This window comes from Bacillus sp. JZ39 (assembly GCF_053903145.1).
In genome coordinates this window covers 1674166-1692373 of record NZ_CP096389.1, presented here as the reverse complement: position 1 = coordinate 1692373, position 18208 = coordinate 1674166, and the positions used below count along the sequence as shown (strand labels likewise).

Sequence of the window (18208 nt, the reverse complement as noted above, 5' to 3'; positions counted from 1 at the left end):
ACCTTATGTGAGTATTGAATTGACGTATCCCCGGGTATCTTTGTCCACTTCTTGAATGTCCGCCAGGCTCGGTTTTTTCAGTAATTGATGGCGGGTTAGTGCCTTTTCGATACAGTCTTCAATAGCCAAAAACGGTATCTTGCCAGCTAAAAAGGCAGCGACAGCTACTTCGTTTGCCGCATTTAGCACTGTCGGCATTGTTCCTCCTATTTTACCTGATTCAAAAGCAAATTGTAAGCATCGGAACCTGTCAAAATCAGCTTTCTCAAAATGAAGGCTGCCGATTTCCCATAATTCAAGCCTTTTCGCATCTGGTAATGGCAATCGGTCAGGATAAGTGAGCGCATATTGAATGGGGACTCTCATATCCGGAGTTCCGAGCTGTGCGATCACACTTTTATCATGGAACTCAACCATTGAATGGATGATGCTCTCCTTATGTAAAACCACATCAATTTGTTCATAAGGTATATCGAAAAGCCAGTGTGCCTCGATCACCTCTAATCCCTTATTCATCATTGTAGCCGAATCAATTGTAATTTTTGCACCCATTGACCAGTTTGGATGTTTTAATGCATCTTCAACTGTTACTGATTCGAGCTCCTCCCGCGTCTTGTCCCGAAAACTTCCGCCGGATGCCGTAATGATGAGGCGTTCAATGTTTTTAGCCTGTTCGCCTTGAAGAGCTTGAAAAATGGCTGAATGCTCACTGTCAACAGGCAGCAGCGGAACATCATATTTCTTAGCATGTTCTTTTACTATATGCCCTGCAGTGACAAGAGTTTCCTTATTTGCAAGCGCAATTGTTTTTTTCTGTTCAATTGCCTTTAATGTCGGGATAAGACCGACGCTTCCAAGCAAAGCGTTGACAACAATGTCAACCTCCTCCATCACTGCTGCTTCTATCAGTCCTTCTTCTCCCAGCCCGATTTGGCATTCAAAAGAAAAAGACATTTGTTTTAATTTATGATATGTATCCAGATCACCGACAGAGACAAACTTCGGCTGAAAGACCTCAATCATTGGAACGGCCTTATCAATATTTCTGCCAAACGACATAGATACCAGCTGAAATTGGTCTTGATGTGCACGCAGTACATCAAGAGTCTGTTCGCCGATTGATCCTGTTGCTCCTAAAAGACAAATATTTTTCAAAGTTGCCACTACTCCTATTCTTATTGCTGCATGATCAGTCTCATATTCATATTAGACTTTTTTATGAAAAAAGGGCAAGCAGAAAGTACAAGAAAGGCATGACAAACAAGAAACTGTCAAAACGGTCTAATATACCGCCATGCCCGGGAAGAATATTCCCAGAATCCTTTACATCGTAATGTCTTTTCAAGGCGGATTCCACTAAATCTCCAAGTTGTCCGAAAACAGACAAAAACAGCGTGATCAACAGCAGATATATATACGGGATCGGAAGTTGTGCAACAAGCTGAAAAATCGTCGCCAATACAAGTGCGATGACAATTCCGCCTGCAAACCCTTCCACTGTTTTATTCGGACTGATTTCAGGCCACAGTTTCCGCTTCCCAAGCGATTTACCGACAAAATAGGCACCGGAATCGGTGGACCAAATGACAACACACGCATAAAAAATGTATGTTAATCCGTATTGGTCAAGATTTCTGATTTCGATAAAATAATGAAAACACATTCCGATGTAAATTGCTGCAAGCGTAATAAACCCGACTTCATCAAAAGTAAAGGTGTTCTTGACCAACACTGTGTAAGTCAGCAATAGCAGTACCGCAAATAAAGCGATTTCCATTTTGGAAATCCCGCCCGCTTCAAAAAACGAATACTGGCTTGGCAATAAGAACATCCACAATAATAAAAGACCGATCAAACCCGGCAGTGAAACCAGCTTCAGCTTTTTCATCCGTAAAAGTTCAAAAAGCGCCACACTGCCCATAGCATAAATTAATATGGTGAACGGCAATTTCCCGACAATAACCAAAAATAAAAATACAATTGCTGCCAGAACACCTGTCAAAATTCTTTGTTTCATGTCCACCATCCTCTAAATTCCGCCAAACCTCCGGCCTCTCTGCTGAAACTCTCCTAACGCCTGCAAGAAGTGATCTTCTTTAAAGTCAGGCCACAAGACGTCAGTAAAGACAAATTCACTGTAGGCAACCTGCCATAGCATAAAATTACTCAGCCTTATCTCGCCGCTCGTTCGAATTAAAAGTTCAGGATCCTGCAAAGATTCAGTCATCAAATAAGTAGAAAAAAGCGATTCATCAATGTCTTCAATATTCAAAGAGCCTTCCTTCACTTTTTCCGCGAGTGATTTTGCAGCACTGACAATTTCAGTACGGCCTCCATAGTTAAGAGCAAAATTAAGGATCATTCCGTCGTTTTGCGCCGTGTCCTGTACAGCTTTTTCAATCGCACGTAATGTGTGCGCGGGCAAAGCCGTTTCATCCCCAATGATCCGAACCTGTACATTTTCCTCAACAAGCTCTGGAAGATACGTATTCAAAAATTCTTCCGGTAGCTTCATTAAAAAATCGACTTCCATTTTCGGTCTTTTCCAGTTTTCTGTTGAAAATGCATACAATGTCAGTACTTTGACACCTAATTCGTTTGCGAGCTTCGTGGTCCTTTTTACCACCTTCATCCCTTCATGGTGGCCTGCAATTCTGGGAAGAGAGCGTTTTTTAGCCCAACGGCCATTTCCATCCATGATAATGGCGATGTGTTCGGGAATTTCTCCCTTAAGTATGTCTTCTTTTGTATAACGTTCTAAGTTGGAAGCCGCAGTTTGCTGATTCTTCCAATTTTTGAGTATGTTGAGCATGAGATTCCTCCGTCACCCAAAAAGGTTACATTCCCTGCTGATAATCAATGTAATCAACAGTATTAACAAAAAAACCCCCTGTAAACATGAGAGGGTCTTTTCACTATTATCTATTGTACATAGTTTTTCATTAAACTTCCATGATTTCTTTTTCTTTGTCTTTTGTGACACTGTCAATTTTTGACACATATTCATCTGTCAGTTTTTGAACGTCTTCAGTGGAAGCACGCAGTTCATCCTCAGTAATGTCTCCGTTTTTCTCAAGTTTTTTGAGATCATCGTTAGCATCACGGCGAACGTTACGAACAGCTACTTTTGCTTCTTCAGCGTATTTTTTTACAACTTTCACTAATTCTTTCCGTCTCTCTTCTGTTAGTGCCGGAATTGCAATTCGAATCATATTGCCGTCACTTGTTGGTGTAAGACCTAAATCAGCTTTTAAAATCGCTTTTTCGATATCGCCGATTGCTGTTTTGTCGTATGGTGTGATAACGAGCATACGAGCTTCAGGCACGTTAATAGAAGACAACTGATTTAAAGGTGTCTGCGCTCCGTAATATTCAACCGTTACTTTATCTAATAATGATGGATTTGCACGGCCTGCGCGTACAGTAGCCAATTCGCGCTGATAAGCAGCAATTGCTTTTTCCATTTTTTCTTTTGTTTGAGTTAATACTTCTTTTGACACGTTATTTCCCCCTCACGATCGTTCCGATTGATTCACCGATAACGGCACGTTTGATATTTCCTTCTTCCATAATAGAAAAGACGATAAGCGGAATGTCATTGTCCATGCATAAAGAGGAAGCTGTTGAATCCATGACTTCCAGGCCGTCTTTAAGAACGTCAAGATAAGAAAGTGATTCATACTTAACAGCTGATTCATCTTTTCTAGGATCAGCATTATACACACCGTCAACGTTATTTTTAGCCATTAAAATAACGTCTGCCTCAATTTCAGCAGCCCGCAGTGCAGCTGTCGTATCAGTTGAGAAATATGGGTTTCCTGTGCCCGCAGCGAAAATAACGACACGTTTTTTCTCTAAGTGGCGTATCGCTTTTCTTCTTATGTACGGTTCAGCAACTTGTCTCATTTCAATGGATGTTTGCACTCTGGACTGGATTCCGAGTGTTTCCAAGCTGTCTTGAAGAGCAAGCGAATTCATTACTGTCGCCAGCATTCCCATATAGTCAGCAGTCGCGCGGTCCATGCCCAGGTCACTTCCTGTTTTTCCGCGCCATAAGTTGCCGCCGCCTACTACAACAGCCACTTCGACTTCAAGCTCAGCGATTTCCTTCACTTGCTTTGCAATGGATTGAATGACAGTCGGGTTAATTCCATTTCCCTGTTCTCCTGCCAATGCTTCCCCGCTAAGCTTTAATACGATACGTTTGTATTTTGGTTTTTCCATGATAACCTCCAAGTGTAAACATTGCCGTTTTCTATTATGCAAGAGAAAAAAAGGTTTGTAAATATAGTTTTAAAAATAGGGAACACAAAATGTGTCCCCTATACTGCCTGAAAAGACGCGACTTAGCCGCGAAATCTTTTCACCATTATTTTTTCACTTGGTTCATTACTTCTTCAGCAAAGTTTTCTTGACGTTTTTCGATGCCTTCTCCAACTTCATAGCGGACAAAAGTTTGAACAGTAGCGTTTTTCGCTGCAATAACTTGTTTCACCTTTTCATCTGGGTTTTTAACGAACGCTTGGTCTAATAGACAAATTTCTTCGAAGAATTTGTTCAGACGGCCTTCAACCATTTTCGCTACGATGTTTTCAGGTTTGCCTTCTTGGAGGGCTTGCTGAGTTAAGATTTGACGCTCATGATTTGTTTCTTCTTCAGATACTTGATCACGAGAAATGTAACGAGGGTTAACTGCAGCAACGTGCATTGCGATATCTTTCGCAGTTTCTTCATCAGTTGTACCGTTGAGAACAGTTAATACACCGATGCGGCCGCCCATGTGAAGGTACGCACCGAATGCAGAGCTGTCGTCTTTTGTGAGAACTGTAAAGCGGCGAAGAGTGATTTTCTCACCGATTTTAGCAACTGCGCTTGTGATATACTCTTCAACAGTTGAGCCATTTTCCATTTTTTGGCCCATTGCTTCTTCAACATCAGCTGGCGTGTTTGCAAGAAGGTGGTCAGCTAAAGTGTTAAGAAGCTCTTTAAAACCTTCGTTTTTCGCAACGAAATCAGTTTCAGAGTTTACTTCTAGGATAACGCCTTTGTTGCCGTCAGTTTTAATAAGAGTAGAACCTTCTGCTGCGATACGGTCAGCTTTTTTCGCTGCTTTTGCAATCCCTTTTTCTCTTAAAAGGTCAATTGCTTTGTCCATATCTCCGTCAGTTTCAGTTAACGCTTTTTTACAATCCATCATGCCCGCGCCAGTTTTTTCACGCAGTTCTTTTACTTGCTGTGCAGTAATTGCCATTTGTATTCCTCCTTATATGTTTAAACAAGAGTATGTATATTACACATTTTTCTTGAAAAAAGGTGATAAAAGGCAGTCCCTCTTATCACCTTTTGAATAGGTTACGCAGTTGTTGTTTCTGTTTCTGGTGCAGTTTCTTCAGCAACTTCCGCTTCTTCTTCGCCTTGCTTCGCTTCTAAGATTGCATCTGCCATTTTAGAAGTTAGAAGTTTAACAGCGCGGATAGCGTCATCGTTCGCTGGGATAACAACATCGATTTCATCTGGATCACAGTTAGTATCTACGATACCGATGATAGGGATGTTTAATTTGCGAGCTTCCGCAACAGCGATGCGCTCTTTGCGAGGATCGATGATGAATAATGCATCAGGAAGATCCTTCATATCTTTAATTCCGCCTAGGAATTTTTCAAGACGCTCTAATTCTTTTTTCAATTGAACGACTTCTTTTTTAGGAAGTACATCAAACGTACCGTTTTCTTGCATTTTTTCAATGTCTTTAAGACGTTTAATACGTTTTTGGATTGTTTCGAAGTTTGTTAATGTACCGCCCAACCAGCGTTGGTTGACATAGTACATGCCAGAGCGTTGAGCTTCTTCTTTAACAGAATCTTGAGCTTGTTTTTTTGTTCCGACGAAAAGGATTTTTCCGCCTTCAGCAGCAAGATTTTTAGTGAAGTTGTAAGCTTCCTCTACTTTTTTGACTGTTTTTTGAAGGTCAATGATGTAGATTCCGTTACGCTCCGTGAAAATGTAACGCTTCATTTTTGGGTTCCAACGGCGTGTTTGGTGACCGAAGTGAACACCAGCTTCAAGCAATTGCTTCATAGAAATGACTGACATGTTATTTCCTCCTAATATAATGGTTTTTTTCCTCCGCTTAGGTCATTTTTGTGCAGAACTGCCGCCTGCAGCACCCTCTGCATAAATCGTTAAGCGTGTGTATTTAACACCAAGACATAATATAACACAGCTTTATCCGACAATCAAGAATCCTTTACACCTTTGGAGCGAAATTTTAAAAATAGCTCGATTTCTGTCTTTCCGCTCTTCATTATCTGGGCAATTTGACTTGCCGAATATCCCTGTTCATATAATTCTATGACCTGGTCTTCAAATGATTGGACCTCACTGTTTACGAGCTCTTCCCGACGGTCAACCTCTGTAATCAGACCTTCAATATGTTCAGGAAGATTCTCTGCCTCTTGGACTGGATCCCGCTCTTGATATGTTTCAGAGGTCTGAAGGCCTGGCTTTTGGGATTCTTCATCTAATTGACTTGCAGATGAAGCTTTATTTTCTATCAGTTTCTCATTTTCTTCTTTTAATTCAAGCAGAAATGCCGCCAAGGTGTTTTCCGTCTCTTCAAGTATCTGTTTTTGCTGTTTTTCTGTTTCTTTCACTGCAGCGAGCCTCGTATACAGGATAATGACAGCGTACAGAAGAACGCCGTGGAGCGTAAAGCTTAAAAGCCATAATAGTGTTGACATGTTTTTCACTCGCTAACCATGAAATTCATTATTGTATCACTTTTTCCAGCAGATTCTTTAATTTAAATAATGCCTTTGAATGGATCTGAGATATGCGGGACGTAGAAAGATTTAATACTTGTCCGATTTCTGTCAGTGTCAACTCCTCTTTGTAGAACAAACTGACAACCAGCTGTTCTTTTTCAGAGAGTTCGTGAATTTTTTCCGCAAGCTGTGCAACCAGTTCATCCTTCATAATCTTTTCTTCAGGCGGAACATTTTTGTCATCTCTGATCATGACTTGAATGTTTTCCCCGTCATCTTGATCATGGAGCTTTTCATCAATTGACAGCAGATTTGCAAAAAAACCTTCATTCATTGTTGACACGACATCCTGTACCGTCATTCCGAGTTCCTCTGCAATTTCCGCGGGCGATACATTCCGAAGATACCGCTGTTCAAGCTTTTCAATTGCTGCTTCAACCTTTTTTGTTTTTTCGCGCGAGGTTCTGGGCAGCCAATCTTCTTTACGAAGCCCGTCTATGATTGCGCCGCGAATTCTAAACGAGGCGTAGGTATCAAATTTTAAGTCCCGGCTGGGGTCAAATTTTTCAAGGGCATCATATAAACCAAGCATACCAAGGCTCATAAGATCGTCTTTATGCACTGATTTCGGCAGTCCGACAGAAATTCTGCCTACATGATATGTGACAAGCGGCATGTAACGGCGCATTAAGTCGTCACCGGCTTTAGGATCTTTCCACTCTTTCCAGCGCGTCCAAAGCACCTGATCTTCATAATTCAAGGATTGCATTGTTATCCCCCTAATACCTTAATTAAATCGTTTTTTCACCTTGTTTAACAGTTCGAATATGCAGCATGCAGGACTTCGGTTCAAATTCTATCGTCCGGCCGCTTGAGCCGCCCGTATCTTCACTAATAATAGGAATATTAAATAAAGACAGCTGTTCTTTTATCGCTAATACATTTCTCGGTCCGATCTTCATCAAATCATTTGTCGATTTAAATTTAAACATCTCTGATCCGCCGGCCAGCTTTGCTTTTAATGCAAATTTCCGGCATCCCGCTTCTATCAGCATATCAATCGTGGTCTGTACGGCGGTGTCAGCGTACTTAGCCCGGTTGAGCTCGGCAGTTTTCGATAACGTCGAATCCGGAAGCATGACATGAACAAGACCCGCCGTTTGCTTTTCTTTATCATAAAGCACCAGCCCCACACATGAGCCCAAACCAGAGGTCCGGATGGTATCCGGGAAGCGGGCGATCTTCACGTCAGCAATCCCAACCTTTATAACAACAGCCTCAGTTGTACTCATAATGATGCACCTAAGGCGACAAAGAGCTTTTCAAATGAATCATAGTCCGGCAGCATAAACATATGCGCTTTCAGCTCCTGCTGATGGCTTTGGTCAAAAATTGACGTGTCGACAACAATGGCGTGTTCTCCAACCTGACTGAGCTCCATCAGCCCTTCGCTGATCACTGCTCCGAACATGTCCAAAGAGACTTCAGGAACACTTGGATAGAGCTGGAGTTTCGTCAAATCCGCCAAAGCTGTTAAATATGACCCCGCTAAAATATTGCCCAGTTCATGCAAAGCGGATGAGCTCATGTGGTCTTCACCTAAGTCCTCTATGTCAAAATCGGGGTTTCCAATCAGCTCTCTGATAAACTGCTCCGCCTGAAAAAAAGGCATTATAAAGAACATTGAACCCGTTAAATCGCCTTCCATTCTTAAAAAGATGCTGGCAACCGGGACATCGGCGCCGCCGAAAAAATCAACAAGCTCATCAAAAGACAGCAGCTTTGCAAATGGGACTTCCATATCTATCTTTCTATTTAACAGCTGGGCCATTGCAGAGGCGGAGTGGCCGGCGCCTATATTGCCGACTTCCCGCAAAATGTCCATCTGCTCTTCTTTGATTCCATTAAAAATACTCATGTCATAACCCCTTTAAGATTAAGCTTGATCGGGCACAGCGGACTGAGATGATTCTTTATCCAAAACCGCGTTCGCATCAATAATATTTAAGAGTCTGTTCTCTTGTTTCACAATCTGTTCGATCGACACATCCGTATCTTTCTGAACGCCTTCTGGAGCAGATTCTATTTCACTTTCGTGTACGGTAATCACATCATTCGCTTCATCCACAATCCAGCCGACTTCAATATCACGATAAGCAATAATGATAATTCGTGTTTCATCTGTAATTTCATACTCTGGCAAATTCAGGCGTTTTCTTAAATCAATAACCGGAGTCACCACCCCGCGTAAATTGATTACCCCGCAAATATATGGTTCGACGCCAGGTACCCTCGTTGGCTTTTGCCATTTTTCAATTGATTTCACCTGAGTGACGGAAATGGCATATTCTTTGCCATTTACCATAAAGACTATCATTTTTTCGCCTGTTTTAATTTCTGCAGTCATGTGAGACACCTCCTCGAATGGTTAAATAATCAGTGCATTACAATCAATAATGAGCGCTACTTCTCCGTCTCCTAAAATAGTAGCTCCGGAAATTGCAAAGACGTTTGTTAAATAATCTCCGAGTGATTTCAGCACAACTTCCTGCTGGCCAATAAAGGAGTCCACCACAAATGCAGTAGGTTTGTCGCCTTTTTTCACGACAATGATATGGAGCTGTTCCGCATCTTTTCTTGTATCTTCTATTTTAAACTCTTCTTTTAAATAAACGACAGGGACAATATGCCCTCTAAAGTCAATCACTTCACGGTCATGCGTTTGCAAAATGTCTTTTCTGTCAATAACTGCTGTCTCAATGATTGAAGAAATCGGAATGGCAAATGTCTCTTCTTCCAACTTAATCAGCAGAACTGAAATAATAGACAAGGTAAGCGGCAGCTGGATGCTGAATAGAGAGCCTTGACCCTCGGCTGATTTCACACTGACTGAACCGCCAAGAGACTCCAGTTTGTTTTTTACAACGTCAAGTCCTACACCGCGGCCGGAAATATCAGAAATTTGGTCAGCAGTTGAGAACCCCGGAGCAAAAATCAATTCGTAAATTTGGTTGTCTTCTAAGGTTTCAGCTTCTTTTTCCGTTATGACCCCGCGCTCAAGCGCTTTTTCCAGAATTTTTTTTCGATTAAGGCCTGCGCCGTCATCCTCTACTTCGATAAAGACATGGTTGCCGCTGTGATAAGCTTTAAGCACAACTTTTCCTGATTCCGGTTTTCCCTTTTGCAAACGTGTTTCCGGCGCCTCGATACCATGGTCAATACTGTTTCTGATCAAGTGAACGAGTGGATCTCCGATTTCATCAATTACTGTACGATCCAGTTCAGTTTCCGCACCGATGATCGAGAGTTCAATTTTTTTATTCAGCTCTTTCTGAAGCTGGCGAATCATTCTCGGGAATCTGTTAAAAACAGTTTCAACCGGGACCATTCTCATATTCAGAATAATCGATTGCAAATCTCCGGAAATTCTCGTCATTCGTTCAACCGTTTCAGTCAGTTCATTATGCTCAAGCTCTTTCGCAATCTGCTCGAGACGCCCGCGGTCAATGACAAGCTCTTCAAATAAGTTCATTAAAGAATCAAGCCTGTCAATGTTGACACGAATTGTTTTAGATCCGCCGGCTGAATGCTTCGCCTGTTCATCGTTTTTAGCAGGCTGTTTTTGTTTCTCCTGCTTCGCAGGTACAGCTGCTGCTGGTGAATCTTCTTGCTTAGATTCTTCAGGCTTTTCAGCTGATGTTAAAGGAGCCCCTTGAATGACTTCAACATGCTCAATTTCCGACACGCCATTGATTAATTGTTCAATGTCTTCCGCTGATTGATGTGTTAAGAAACAAACTTGAAAGTCAGTTCCAAAATCTTCTGTTTCAAGCACTTCAGCACTTGGAATTGTTTTGGCTACTTCTCCGACTTCATTTAGTTTTTCAAACACCATATAGACACGAACTGCTTTTAACATACAGTTTTCGTTCAGAGAAATCTTGATTTCATATCGTTTGAAGCCTTGCTCCTCCGCTTCTTGTATAACTGTGCGTTCAAATTCATCATATTCCCAATCAGATGCTGAACTCTGTGCTTCTGCAGGTTCAGCGGAGGCAGCGGATTCAGCGTGCGCACCATTCACATCAAGCTTGGCACTCACTTCTGAGATATCTCTTTTACCATCCCCGCCATCAATAATAGACTGAACCATTGCTTCCAGGTGATCCAGAGCTTCAAACAAAATATCCAGCCAGTCTGAGGTGACTTCCATGTCTCCGTTTCGGATTGCATCCAGCACGTTTTCAAGCAGATGGGTAAGATGTGCTAAATCCGTGTAGCCCATCGTTGCGCTCATTCCTTTTAATGTATGGGCAGCCCTGAATATATCATGTACGAGCTGAAGATCAGTCGGGTCTTTCTCTAAAAGAAGAAGCTTTTCATTACATGTTTGTAAATGTTCTTTACTCTCATCAATAAAGACATCTAAATACTGATTCATATCCATTTGAATCACACCCTCTCTTTTTTCACACAGCTTGTGATGGATGCTGCGATATCTTCCACATGTTTAATCTCATGAATGAGACCCGCTTTAACAGCAGCTTTTGGCATCCCGTATACGACACAAGATTCTTCAGACTCCGCAATGGCTTTCACATTGCCGGCTGTTAGCATGTCCTTTAGTCCAGCAGTGCCGTCACTGCCCATTCCGGTCATGATAACCGCTACTTTTTCATAATCTGTCAGTTTCCCGACAGAACGGAATAAATAATCAGCAGATGGTTTATGACGGCTTGGTGTGTCATGGTTATCAAGCACAACCTGGAGTCCTTCGCTGTTTTTAATAACGGATATGTTTTTTCCGCCCGGTGCTATGTAAACACAGCCGTTAAGAGCTGCTTCACCATCTTTTGCTTCTTTTACCTGAATGTCAGATAAATGATTCAGCCGATCAGCCAAAGAAGCAGTAAACCCTTCAGGCATGTGCTGAACGACAACCACTGGTGCGTTCAAATCCTTAGGGAGCTTCGGTATCACCTTTTGTAACGCCCGTGGACCGCCTGTTGATGTGCCGATACACACAATTTGTCTGCCCGTGCCAGGTTTCGGTTTGCTTAATTCAGGCTTAACGACAGCACGCACAATAGGTTCGGGCCGAACTGTCTGGGAAACAGGACGTTTCCGCTTGCCGGAAAGTCCTGCCGCGACGACACGCTCAACTAATTGTTCTTTAATTTTGTATAGATCCAGAGATATTGAGCCTGATGGCTTTGTGATAAAGTCAAAGGCACCGATCTCCAAACAATTAATTGTGCATTCTTTACCTTTCTCGGTCTGGCTAGACACCATAATGACCGGCAAGTTATAAATCTCAATAATTTTGCGGAGCGTATCTGTCCCATTCATGACCGGCATTTCAACATCAAGAGTAATAACATCCGGTTTTAATAATTCAATCTTCTTAAGCGCTTCTTCTCCGTTTCTCGCAGTTCCGATTACTTCTATCTGCTTTTCCTCGGTCAGAAAATCACTTATCATTTTTCTCATAAAAGCTGAATCATCAACTACAAGCACACGAATCAAATTAAGCCCTCCTCATTAAAAAAGAAGATAATTTCTCAATAAATGTCTGTTTGTCTTCTTTGTGTCTCGTTTCTTCTCTTCCAAACAAGGCGTCCGCTAAAATACGGACTGACCGGCTGGCTTTTGCCTGAGGGCTTTTTATGAAAAAAGGAACCTGTTCGACAACCGCTTTGCTCACGATCACGTCGTCAGAAACGGAACCGGCAAACTGAACCTGAACATCCAAAAACATATGAATTGTACGGGAGAGGCGGGCAAAAGCGTCAAGCCCTTCCTTTTGGTCACGGCACCGATTGACAGCCACCTTCATTGAAAGCTTATTTTCTGTCAAAACCAAGTGCTTGACAGCGCTGTATGCGTCCATAATGGCCGTCGGCTCGGGAGTTGTTATAATCAAAATATCTTCTGCTGATAAAATAAAAGGCAGTTGATCTTTTGATAAGCCCGCTCCCATATCAAACAGCACATAATCGAACTGGCTTAATGCATGAGAAAGTTCATTGGCAAAAAACGTCCATTTTCTCTGATCGAGCTGAAACATCACATCAAGACCGGTTCCCCCTGATATATACCGCAAACCCTTTGGGCCAATGGATAATGACTGGAGCAAAGGCTTACGATCGGTTAAAACATCAATTATCGTGGCAGACGATGAATTTCCTATTAATATATCAATGTTCCCCATCCCGATATCAAGGTCGATGAGCAGCACCTTCTTACCTTTATCCTGCAGCGCAAGTGCCATATTTAAGGTAATATTGGATTTTCCGACACCGCCCTTGCCGCTGATGACAGCAAGTGTCTTCGCTTTTTGTGAATAAACCATTGGCAGAACGCGCTCACGTTTTTCCATTTTCGCCCGTAAAGTTGCTGCTTGGTCATATCTGTTCATCTGCACAGCATCCTCACAAAACCAAGTGGAGATACAGTCTGTATATCCTCAGGCACATTCTGTCCGTTTGTCATAAACCCGACACCTATTTTTGATTCTGCCAGTATATTAAATACAGAACCTAAGGAAGTCGTTTCATCTATTTTCGTAAAAATATACTGATTGACAGGGACGGATGAAAACCGTTTGACAATATGCTTCATATCTTCATATTTTGCAGTCGCGGATAAAACAAGAAATGACTGAATGCTGCTCTCAAAAGGAATCGTTTCTTTCAGTTCATCAATGTATTGCGGGTCCTTGAAGTTTCTTCCGGCTGTATCAACAAACACATGATCATACTCAGAAAATAACTCCTTCGCCTGCTGAAATTCTTCTTTTGTATAGCAAACTTCCAGAGGAGCCTGCAGCAGTTCAGCGTATGTTTTCAACTGTTCAACAGCTGCAATACGATACGTATCTGTTGTAATAAAAGCGATTTTTTTATGTTTTTCAAGCATAGATATGGCTGCGAGTTTAGCCAGTGTAGTTGTTTTACCAGCCCCTGTTGAACCAAAGAGAACGATATATTTTGAATGAATTGGCTCCTGCCACTTGTCTGCTGAGGGCAGCATATCGCATAGTATTTCCTGAAGTTTGCCGACAACATTTTCTTCAGTCAAGCCGCCTGCTTCAACAGAGAAGCGAAGCAATTTTTTCAGAGTGTTCGTTTTCGTAGACTCTTTGATCCCTGTTTCTTGCAAAAGCTTTTCTGCTTTTCGCAGCGGCTCAGGAAGTACAGATTGATATGCTGAAAAATCACCTAGCTCCTGTTGCGCCGGAATTTGAGGGGGATATGTTCTCTCCTCTATTTTCGGACTACTGACCGGAGTTTTTAATGTTTGTTTCGGTTCAGCTGCCTTCTGAGGCGTTTTTTTCTCAAGAAAGTCCTGATCCAATACGGCGATTACTTCAACAGCAGGCTTGTTGACGAGGCCAAACCATTTTCGCTTTTTAATTTTTTTTGAATTTAATATGACCGCTTCATTACCTAACTCTTTTCTGATGAGAAGTGCCGCTTCTTGCATTGAAGCAGCAGTAAATTTTTTTATTTTCATTAAATATCCACCACTCCAATGCTTTGTACCTCAACATTCGCCTCAAGTTCGTTATAAGAGAGTACCGGAAGATCAGGGAAGTACCGTTCCAGAAGCTGTTTCACATACATTCTGACAGGCGGCGAGCAAAGAAGAATCGCGGTTTCCTGACGTAATGAGAGCTGTTCAGCTTCTTTAGCGACAGAGCGCACTATACTTTCTGAAATATCTGGTTCAAGTGATAAATAGTTCCCGTGTTCCGTCTGCTGCACACCGTCTGCTATTGCTTTTTCTACACGGCCAGAACAAGTAACAACCTTCAATACTTCATTTTCTTTGGCAAACTGGGCTGTAATTTGTTTAGCAAGCGCTTGTCTTGTATACTCTGTCAAGAGATCAGAATCTGTTGTTAATTTCCCATAGTCAGCAAGTGTTTCAAAAATCGTTACTAAGTTTCGAATTGAAACTTTTTCTTTTAAAAGCTTAGCAAGCACTTTCTGAATATCACCGACAGACAATGGATTCGGCGTAACCTCTTCAACCAGGACTGGATACGATTCTTTCAAGTGATCGATCAGCTGTTTTGTCTCCTGCCTTCCGATCAATTCGTGGGCATGCTGCTTAATTTTCTCCGTAATATGCGTTGAAACGACTGATGCAGGATCAACTACTGTATAACCAAGCATGTCGGCTTCATCCTTTACCGCTTCGCTAATCCATTTAGCCGGCAGACCGAATGAAGGCTCCACTGTTTCAATCCCTTCAATGAGATCGTCCTCAGGAGTAGGCGACATCGCTAAATAATGATCAAGCAACAGCTCGCCTTTTGCTACTTCGTTTCCTTTAATTTTCAATCGGTATTCATTAGGCTGCAACGCTATATTATCTCTGATTCGCACGACAGGAATGACAAGCCCGAGTTCCAAAGCCAACTGACGGCGTATCATAACAATTCGGTCTAATAAATCACCGCCTTGATTGGCATCAGCAAGCGGTATCAGGCCATATCCAAACTCAAATTCTATCGGATCTATATGCAGAAGCTGAACAACACTTTCAGGGCTTTTAAGCTCGTCCACCTCAGCCTCTTCCTCAAGAATCTCATCCACTTCTTCTTTTTCCTTACCTGATTTAGATAGTGTATATGCGCCAAAAGCAAGCAATCCCGCAAGCGGCCCCGTCAGAAGGATGCCGATCGGAGTGAAAATACCTAAAAGCATGATCGTAGCTGCTGCGACGTATAAAAGCTTTGGATACGCAAACAGCTGGCCTGTAATGTCATGCCCTAAGTTTCCTTCAGAGGCAGCTCTTGTGACCACAATACCCGTAGCCGTAGAAATTAACAGTGCCGGGATTTGCGAAACAATTCCATCCCCTACAGTCAGCATCGTAAAGTGTGAAGCAGCCTCTTGAATGGACATGCCCTGCTGAAGCATTCCGATCACGATTCCGAAAATAATATTGATCATCACAATGATGATTCCGGCAATGGCGTCACCTTTTACAAATTTACTGGCACCGTCCATTGCTCCATAAAAGTCTGCTTCTCTTGCCACTTTTTCGCGGCGATGCTTCGCTTCCTGTTCGGTAATCATCCCTGCGTTTAAATCAGCATCAATACTCATCTGCTTCCCCGGCATTGCGTCCAGCGTAAACCTTGCTGCAACCTCGGAAACACGTTCAGCACCTTTTGTAATGACGATAAACTGAATAATAATAAGGATGATAAATACAACGAGTCCAACTAATACATTTCCGCCGACAACGAAATTTCCGAAAGTCTCGACGACTTTCCCTCCTTCACCGTGTGAAAGAATTGAACGGGTAGTTGAGACGTTCAAGCCCAAACGAAATAGGGTCAAAAGCAGCAACAGTGACGGAAAAATCGAAAACTGAAGCGCTTCCTGCATATTCATTGTGGTGAGAAGCACGATCAACGCAAGAGAAATATTAATAATGATCAAAATACTTAACAGCCATGGAGGAAATGGAATCACCAGCATCGCCACAATGAGGACAACACTTATTAAAACGGATAAATCTCTTGTTGACATGCTGTTTTTTCTCTCCTTTTAAATCGAAAAATTCAATATACTTTTTGTTTTGTTTTATATACGTAAGCCAGAATTTCTGCTAAAACTTTAAAAAATTCTTCCGGCACTGCCTGGTCAATTTCCACCTGATCATATAACGCACGGGCAAGCGGTCTGTTTTCTACCATCATGACATCATGCTCTTTAGCAATTTTCCTGATTTTTAACGCCAGGTGGTCGACACCTTTTGCAACAATATAAGGAGCGTCCATTTTTTCTTCATCATATTTCAAAGCAATCGCATAGTGAGTCGGGTTTGTGATAATGACATCTGCTTTTGGAACTTCCTGCATCATCCGCCTCATCGCCATTTCCCGCTGTCTTTGTTTAATTTTAGACTTAATAATCGGGTCACCTTCAGATTTTTTGTACTCGTCTTTTATATCTTGTTTTGACATTTTGATATTTTTCTCATAATCAAATCTCTGATATAAATAGTCAAGACCAGCAAGAATCAACAATGCACCTGCACCGCTTAGTCCCATCCACAAAGTGAGTTTTGAAACGAAAGATAGTGCCTCTTCGGGTGTCAGGAGAGGAAGCCGGAGAATTTCTCCATAATGCAGCCAAAGCACAGCAAAAGCCGCAAAACCGACGACTACGATTTTCAAAATTGATTTAATCAGCTCTACAATCGCCCTCATACTGTATATTCGTTTAAAGCCTTTGATCGGATCCAGTTTTTCAAGCTTAGGCTGTATCACTTCAGCAGAAAATAAGAACCCAACCTGCATATAGTTGCTTACGACTCCTGCAACAAGAGCAACAAGCAAAATCGGTGCAAGTATTATGCCCATATCCTTTAATAAGCTGACAAACAATGTATGCACATTTGATTCTGAGAGCTTCATTGTGAGCGATTCGGTATAAAATGTTTCTATGAATGACAGCAGCCTGTCTCTCATATACGGACCAATTGCAATAAGCGAAAGGAATATTACCAGTAAAGAAACGGCGGTATTGACATCCGAGCTTTTGGCTACCTGCCCTTTTTTTCGCGTATCCTTCCGTTTTTTCGGAGTTGCTTTTTCTGTCTTCTCTCCCGCAAAAAACTGCAGGTCAACTCTAAGCTTCATTAAGAAACACCGACCAATGCTAAAAGATTCCGCATCGTTTCAATCGTTAAACTGAAAACATTCCGGACAACGACGAAGATAACGGACATACATACAATGAGCATGATGAAACTGACAGCGATCTTTAAAGGCAGACCGACCACAAATACATTTAACTGCGGAACAGTTCGAGCCACGATGCCTAATGCTAAATCAACTAGAAACAAGCTGGCCACAACCGGCGCTGACATTTGAAAAGCGATAATAAACATTGCATTAAAGCTTTTCTCAATAAAATAGGCAAACTTTTCATCGCCGAAATTCGGAAATGCCTGATCAACTGAAATATACTGAAAGCTGTAGTAAATACCATCCAGCAACAAATGGTGGGCATTGACACTCAGCATAAACAAAAGTGCCATCGTATAGATAAACTGGCCAATCAACGGACTTTGTGCACCGGTTTGCGGATCAATAACGTTTGCTATTGAAAATCCCATTTGAAAATCAATAAACGAGCCGGCAATCTGCACTGCGGCAATCATCATATAAGCAATTAAACCCAGACATAGGCCGACCAAAGCTTCTTTAAACGCCAAAAGCATATAGTGCTCATCTATCTCCAAAGAGGGCGGTTTATCAATGGTGCTGAAACAAATGACCGCAAGAAAAAAAGCAAAACCTATGCGATGAACAGCTGGCACATTTCGATGTCCAAATAGCGGAATTGTTACAAAAAAAGCAGAGATTCTAATAAAAACCAATAAAAAAGCAGGAAATAAGTCAATAATTGAATTCATCT

19 protein-coding genes are annotated in these 18208 nt (G+C 41.9%); all 19 read right to left on the bottom strand.

Annotated elements, in window-relative coordinates:
• Positions 1-3: 3 nt before the first annotated feature.
• Positions 4-1155 (bottom strand): 1-deoxy-D-xylulose-5-phosphate reductoisomerase, encoded by a 1152-nt coding sequence (gene dxr / locus M1D65_RS08855; protein WP_003245155.1) that lies wholly within the window; start codon positions 1153-1155, stop codon positions 4-6.
• Between the two features lie 61 nt (positions 1156-1216).
• Positions 1217-2026, bottom strand: coding sequence for a phosphatidate cytidylyltransferase (cdsA, locus tag M1D65_RS08850; protein ID WP_080481272.1), 810 nt, complete (start codon positions 2024-2026; stop codon positions 1217-1219).
• Positions 2027-2029: 3 nt separating this feature from the next.
• On the bottom strand, positions 2030-2812 hold the full coding sequence (locus M1D65_RS08845; protein WP_003231925.1) for an isoprenyl transferase: 783 nt from the start codon (positions 2810-2812) through the stop codon (positions 2030-2032).
• Positions 2813-2942: 130 nt separating this feature from the next.
• Entirely contained in the window at positions 2943-3500 is a 558-nt protein-coding gene (gene frr, locus M1D65_RS08840) for a ribosome recycling factor (protein ID WP_003231927.1), read from the bottom strand.
• A 1-nt stretch (position 3501) separates the two neighbouring features.
• Entirely contained in the window at positions 3502-4224 is a 723-nt protein-coding gene (gene pyrH / locus M1D65_RS08835) for a UMP kinase (protein WP_003220923.1), read from the bottom strand.
• Between the two features lie 145 nt (positions 4225-4369).
• Positions 4370-5251 (bottom strand): translation elongation factor Ts, encoded by an 882-nt coding sequence (gene tsf / locus M1D65_RS08830; RefSeq protein ID WP_003231929.1) that lies wholly within the window; start codon positions 5249-5251, stop codon positions 4370-4372.
• 101 nt (positions 5252-5352) lie between these two features.
• Complete coding sequence (rpsB, locus tag M1D65_RS08825; RefSeq protein WP_003220918.1) at positions 5353-6093, bottom strand: 30S ribosomal protein S2; 741 nt, start codon at positions 6091-6093, stop codon at positions 5353-5355.
• A gap of 143 nt (positions 6094-6236) precedes the next feature.
• The gene (swrB, locus tag M1D65_RS08820) at positions 6237-6740 is read right to left on the bottom strand and encodes a swarming motility protein SwrB (RefSeq protein ID WP_070548976.1); all 504 of its coding nucleotides are present in this window, start codon (positions 6738-6740) and stop codon (positions 6237-6239) included.
• A 28-nt stretch (positions 6741-6768) separates the two neighbouring features.
• Positions 6769-7533, bottom strand: a complete 765-nt coding sequence (gene sigD, locus M1D65_RS08815) for an RNA polymerase sigma-28 factor SigD (protein ID WP_032725704.1) — start codon at positions 7531-7533, stop codon at positions 6769-6771.
• Positions 7534-7555: 22 nt separating this feature from the next.
• Positions 7556-8056 carry a chemoreceptor glutamine deamidase CheD gene (gene cheD / locus M1D65_RS08810; RefSeq protein WP_003244852.1) on the bottom strand — a complete coding sequence of 167 codons (501 nt, stop codon included), beginning with the start codon at positions 8054-8056 and terminating at the stop codon, positions 7556-7558.
• Positions 8053-8682: a CheY-P phosphatase CheC gene (cheC, locus tag M1D65_RS08805; RefSeq protein ID WP_003231935.1), complete on the bottom strand. Its 630-nt coding sequence runs from the start codon at positions 8680-8682 to the stop codon at positions 8053-8055. The genes cheD and cheC overlap by 4 nt, the downstream gene beginning before the upstream one ends.
• A gap of 18 nt (positions 8683-8700) precedes the next feature.
• Positions 8701-9171, bottom strand: coding sequence for a chemotaxis protein CheW (gene cheW / locus M1D65_RS08800; protein WP_003231938.1), 471 nt, complete (start codon positions 9169-9171; stop codon positions 8701-8703).
• A gap of 21 nt (positions 9172-9192) precedes the next feature.
• Positions 9193-11211, bottom strand: coding sequence for a chemotaxis protein CheA (cheA, locus tag M1D65_RS08795; RefSeq protein WP_014476817.1), 2019 nt, complete (start codon positions 11209-11211; stop codon positions 9193-9195).
• A gap of 5 nt (positions 11212-11216) precedes the next feature.
• Complete coding sequence (gene cheB / locus M1D65_RS08790; RefSeq protein WP_003245823.1) at positions 11217-12290, bottom strand: protein-glutamate O-methylesterase CheB; 1074 nt, start codon at positions 12288-12290, stop codon at positions 11217-11219.
• A 1-nt stretch (position 12291) separates the two neighbouring features.
• Complete coding sequence (flhG, locus tag M1D65_RS08785; protein ID WP_072174242.1) at positions 12292-13188, bottom strand: flagellum location/number ATPase FlhG; 897 nt, start codon at positions 13186-13188, stop codon at positions 12292-12294.
• Positions 13179-14279: a flagellar biosynthesis protein FlhF gene (flhF, locus tag M1D65_RS08780; RefSeq protein WP_003231945.1), complete on the bottom strand. Its 1101-nt coding sequence runs from the start codon at positions 14277-14279 to the stop codon at positions 13179-13181. The genes flhG and flhF overlap by 10 nt, the downstream gene beginning before the upstream one ends.
• On the bottom strand, positions 14279-16312 hold the full coding sequence (gene flhA, locus M1D65_RS08775) for a flagellar biosynthesis protein FlhA (RefSeq protein ID WP_003231947.1): 2034 nt from the start codon (positions 16310-16312) through the stop codon (positions 14279-14281). The genes flhF and flhA overlap by 1 nt, the downstream gene beginning before the upstream one ends.
• Positions 16313-16344: 32 nt before the next feature.
• A complete protein-coding gene (gene flhB, locus M1D65_RS08770; RefSeq protein ID WP_014479790.1) occupies positions 16345-17427 on the bottom strand; it encodes a flagellar biosynthesis protein FlhB in 1083 nt (360 codons plus the stop codon).
• The gene (fliR, locus tag M1D65_RS08765; RefSeq protein ID WP_456270839.1) at positions 17427-18206 is read right to left on the bottom strand and encodes a flagellar biosynthetic protein FliR; all 780 of its coding nucleotides are present in this window, start codon (positions 18204-18206) and stop codon (positions 17427-17429) included. Before fliR ends, flhB begins: the two co-directional genes overlap by 1 nt.
• Positions 18207-18208 lie beyond the last annotated feature (2 nt).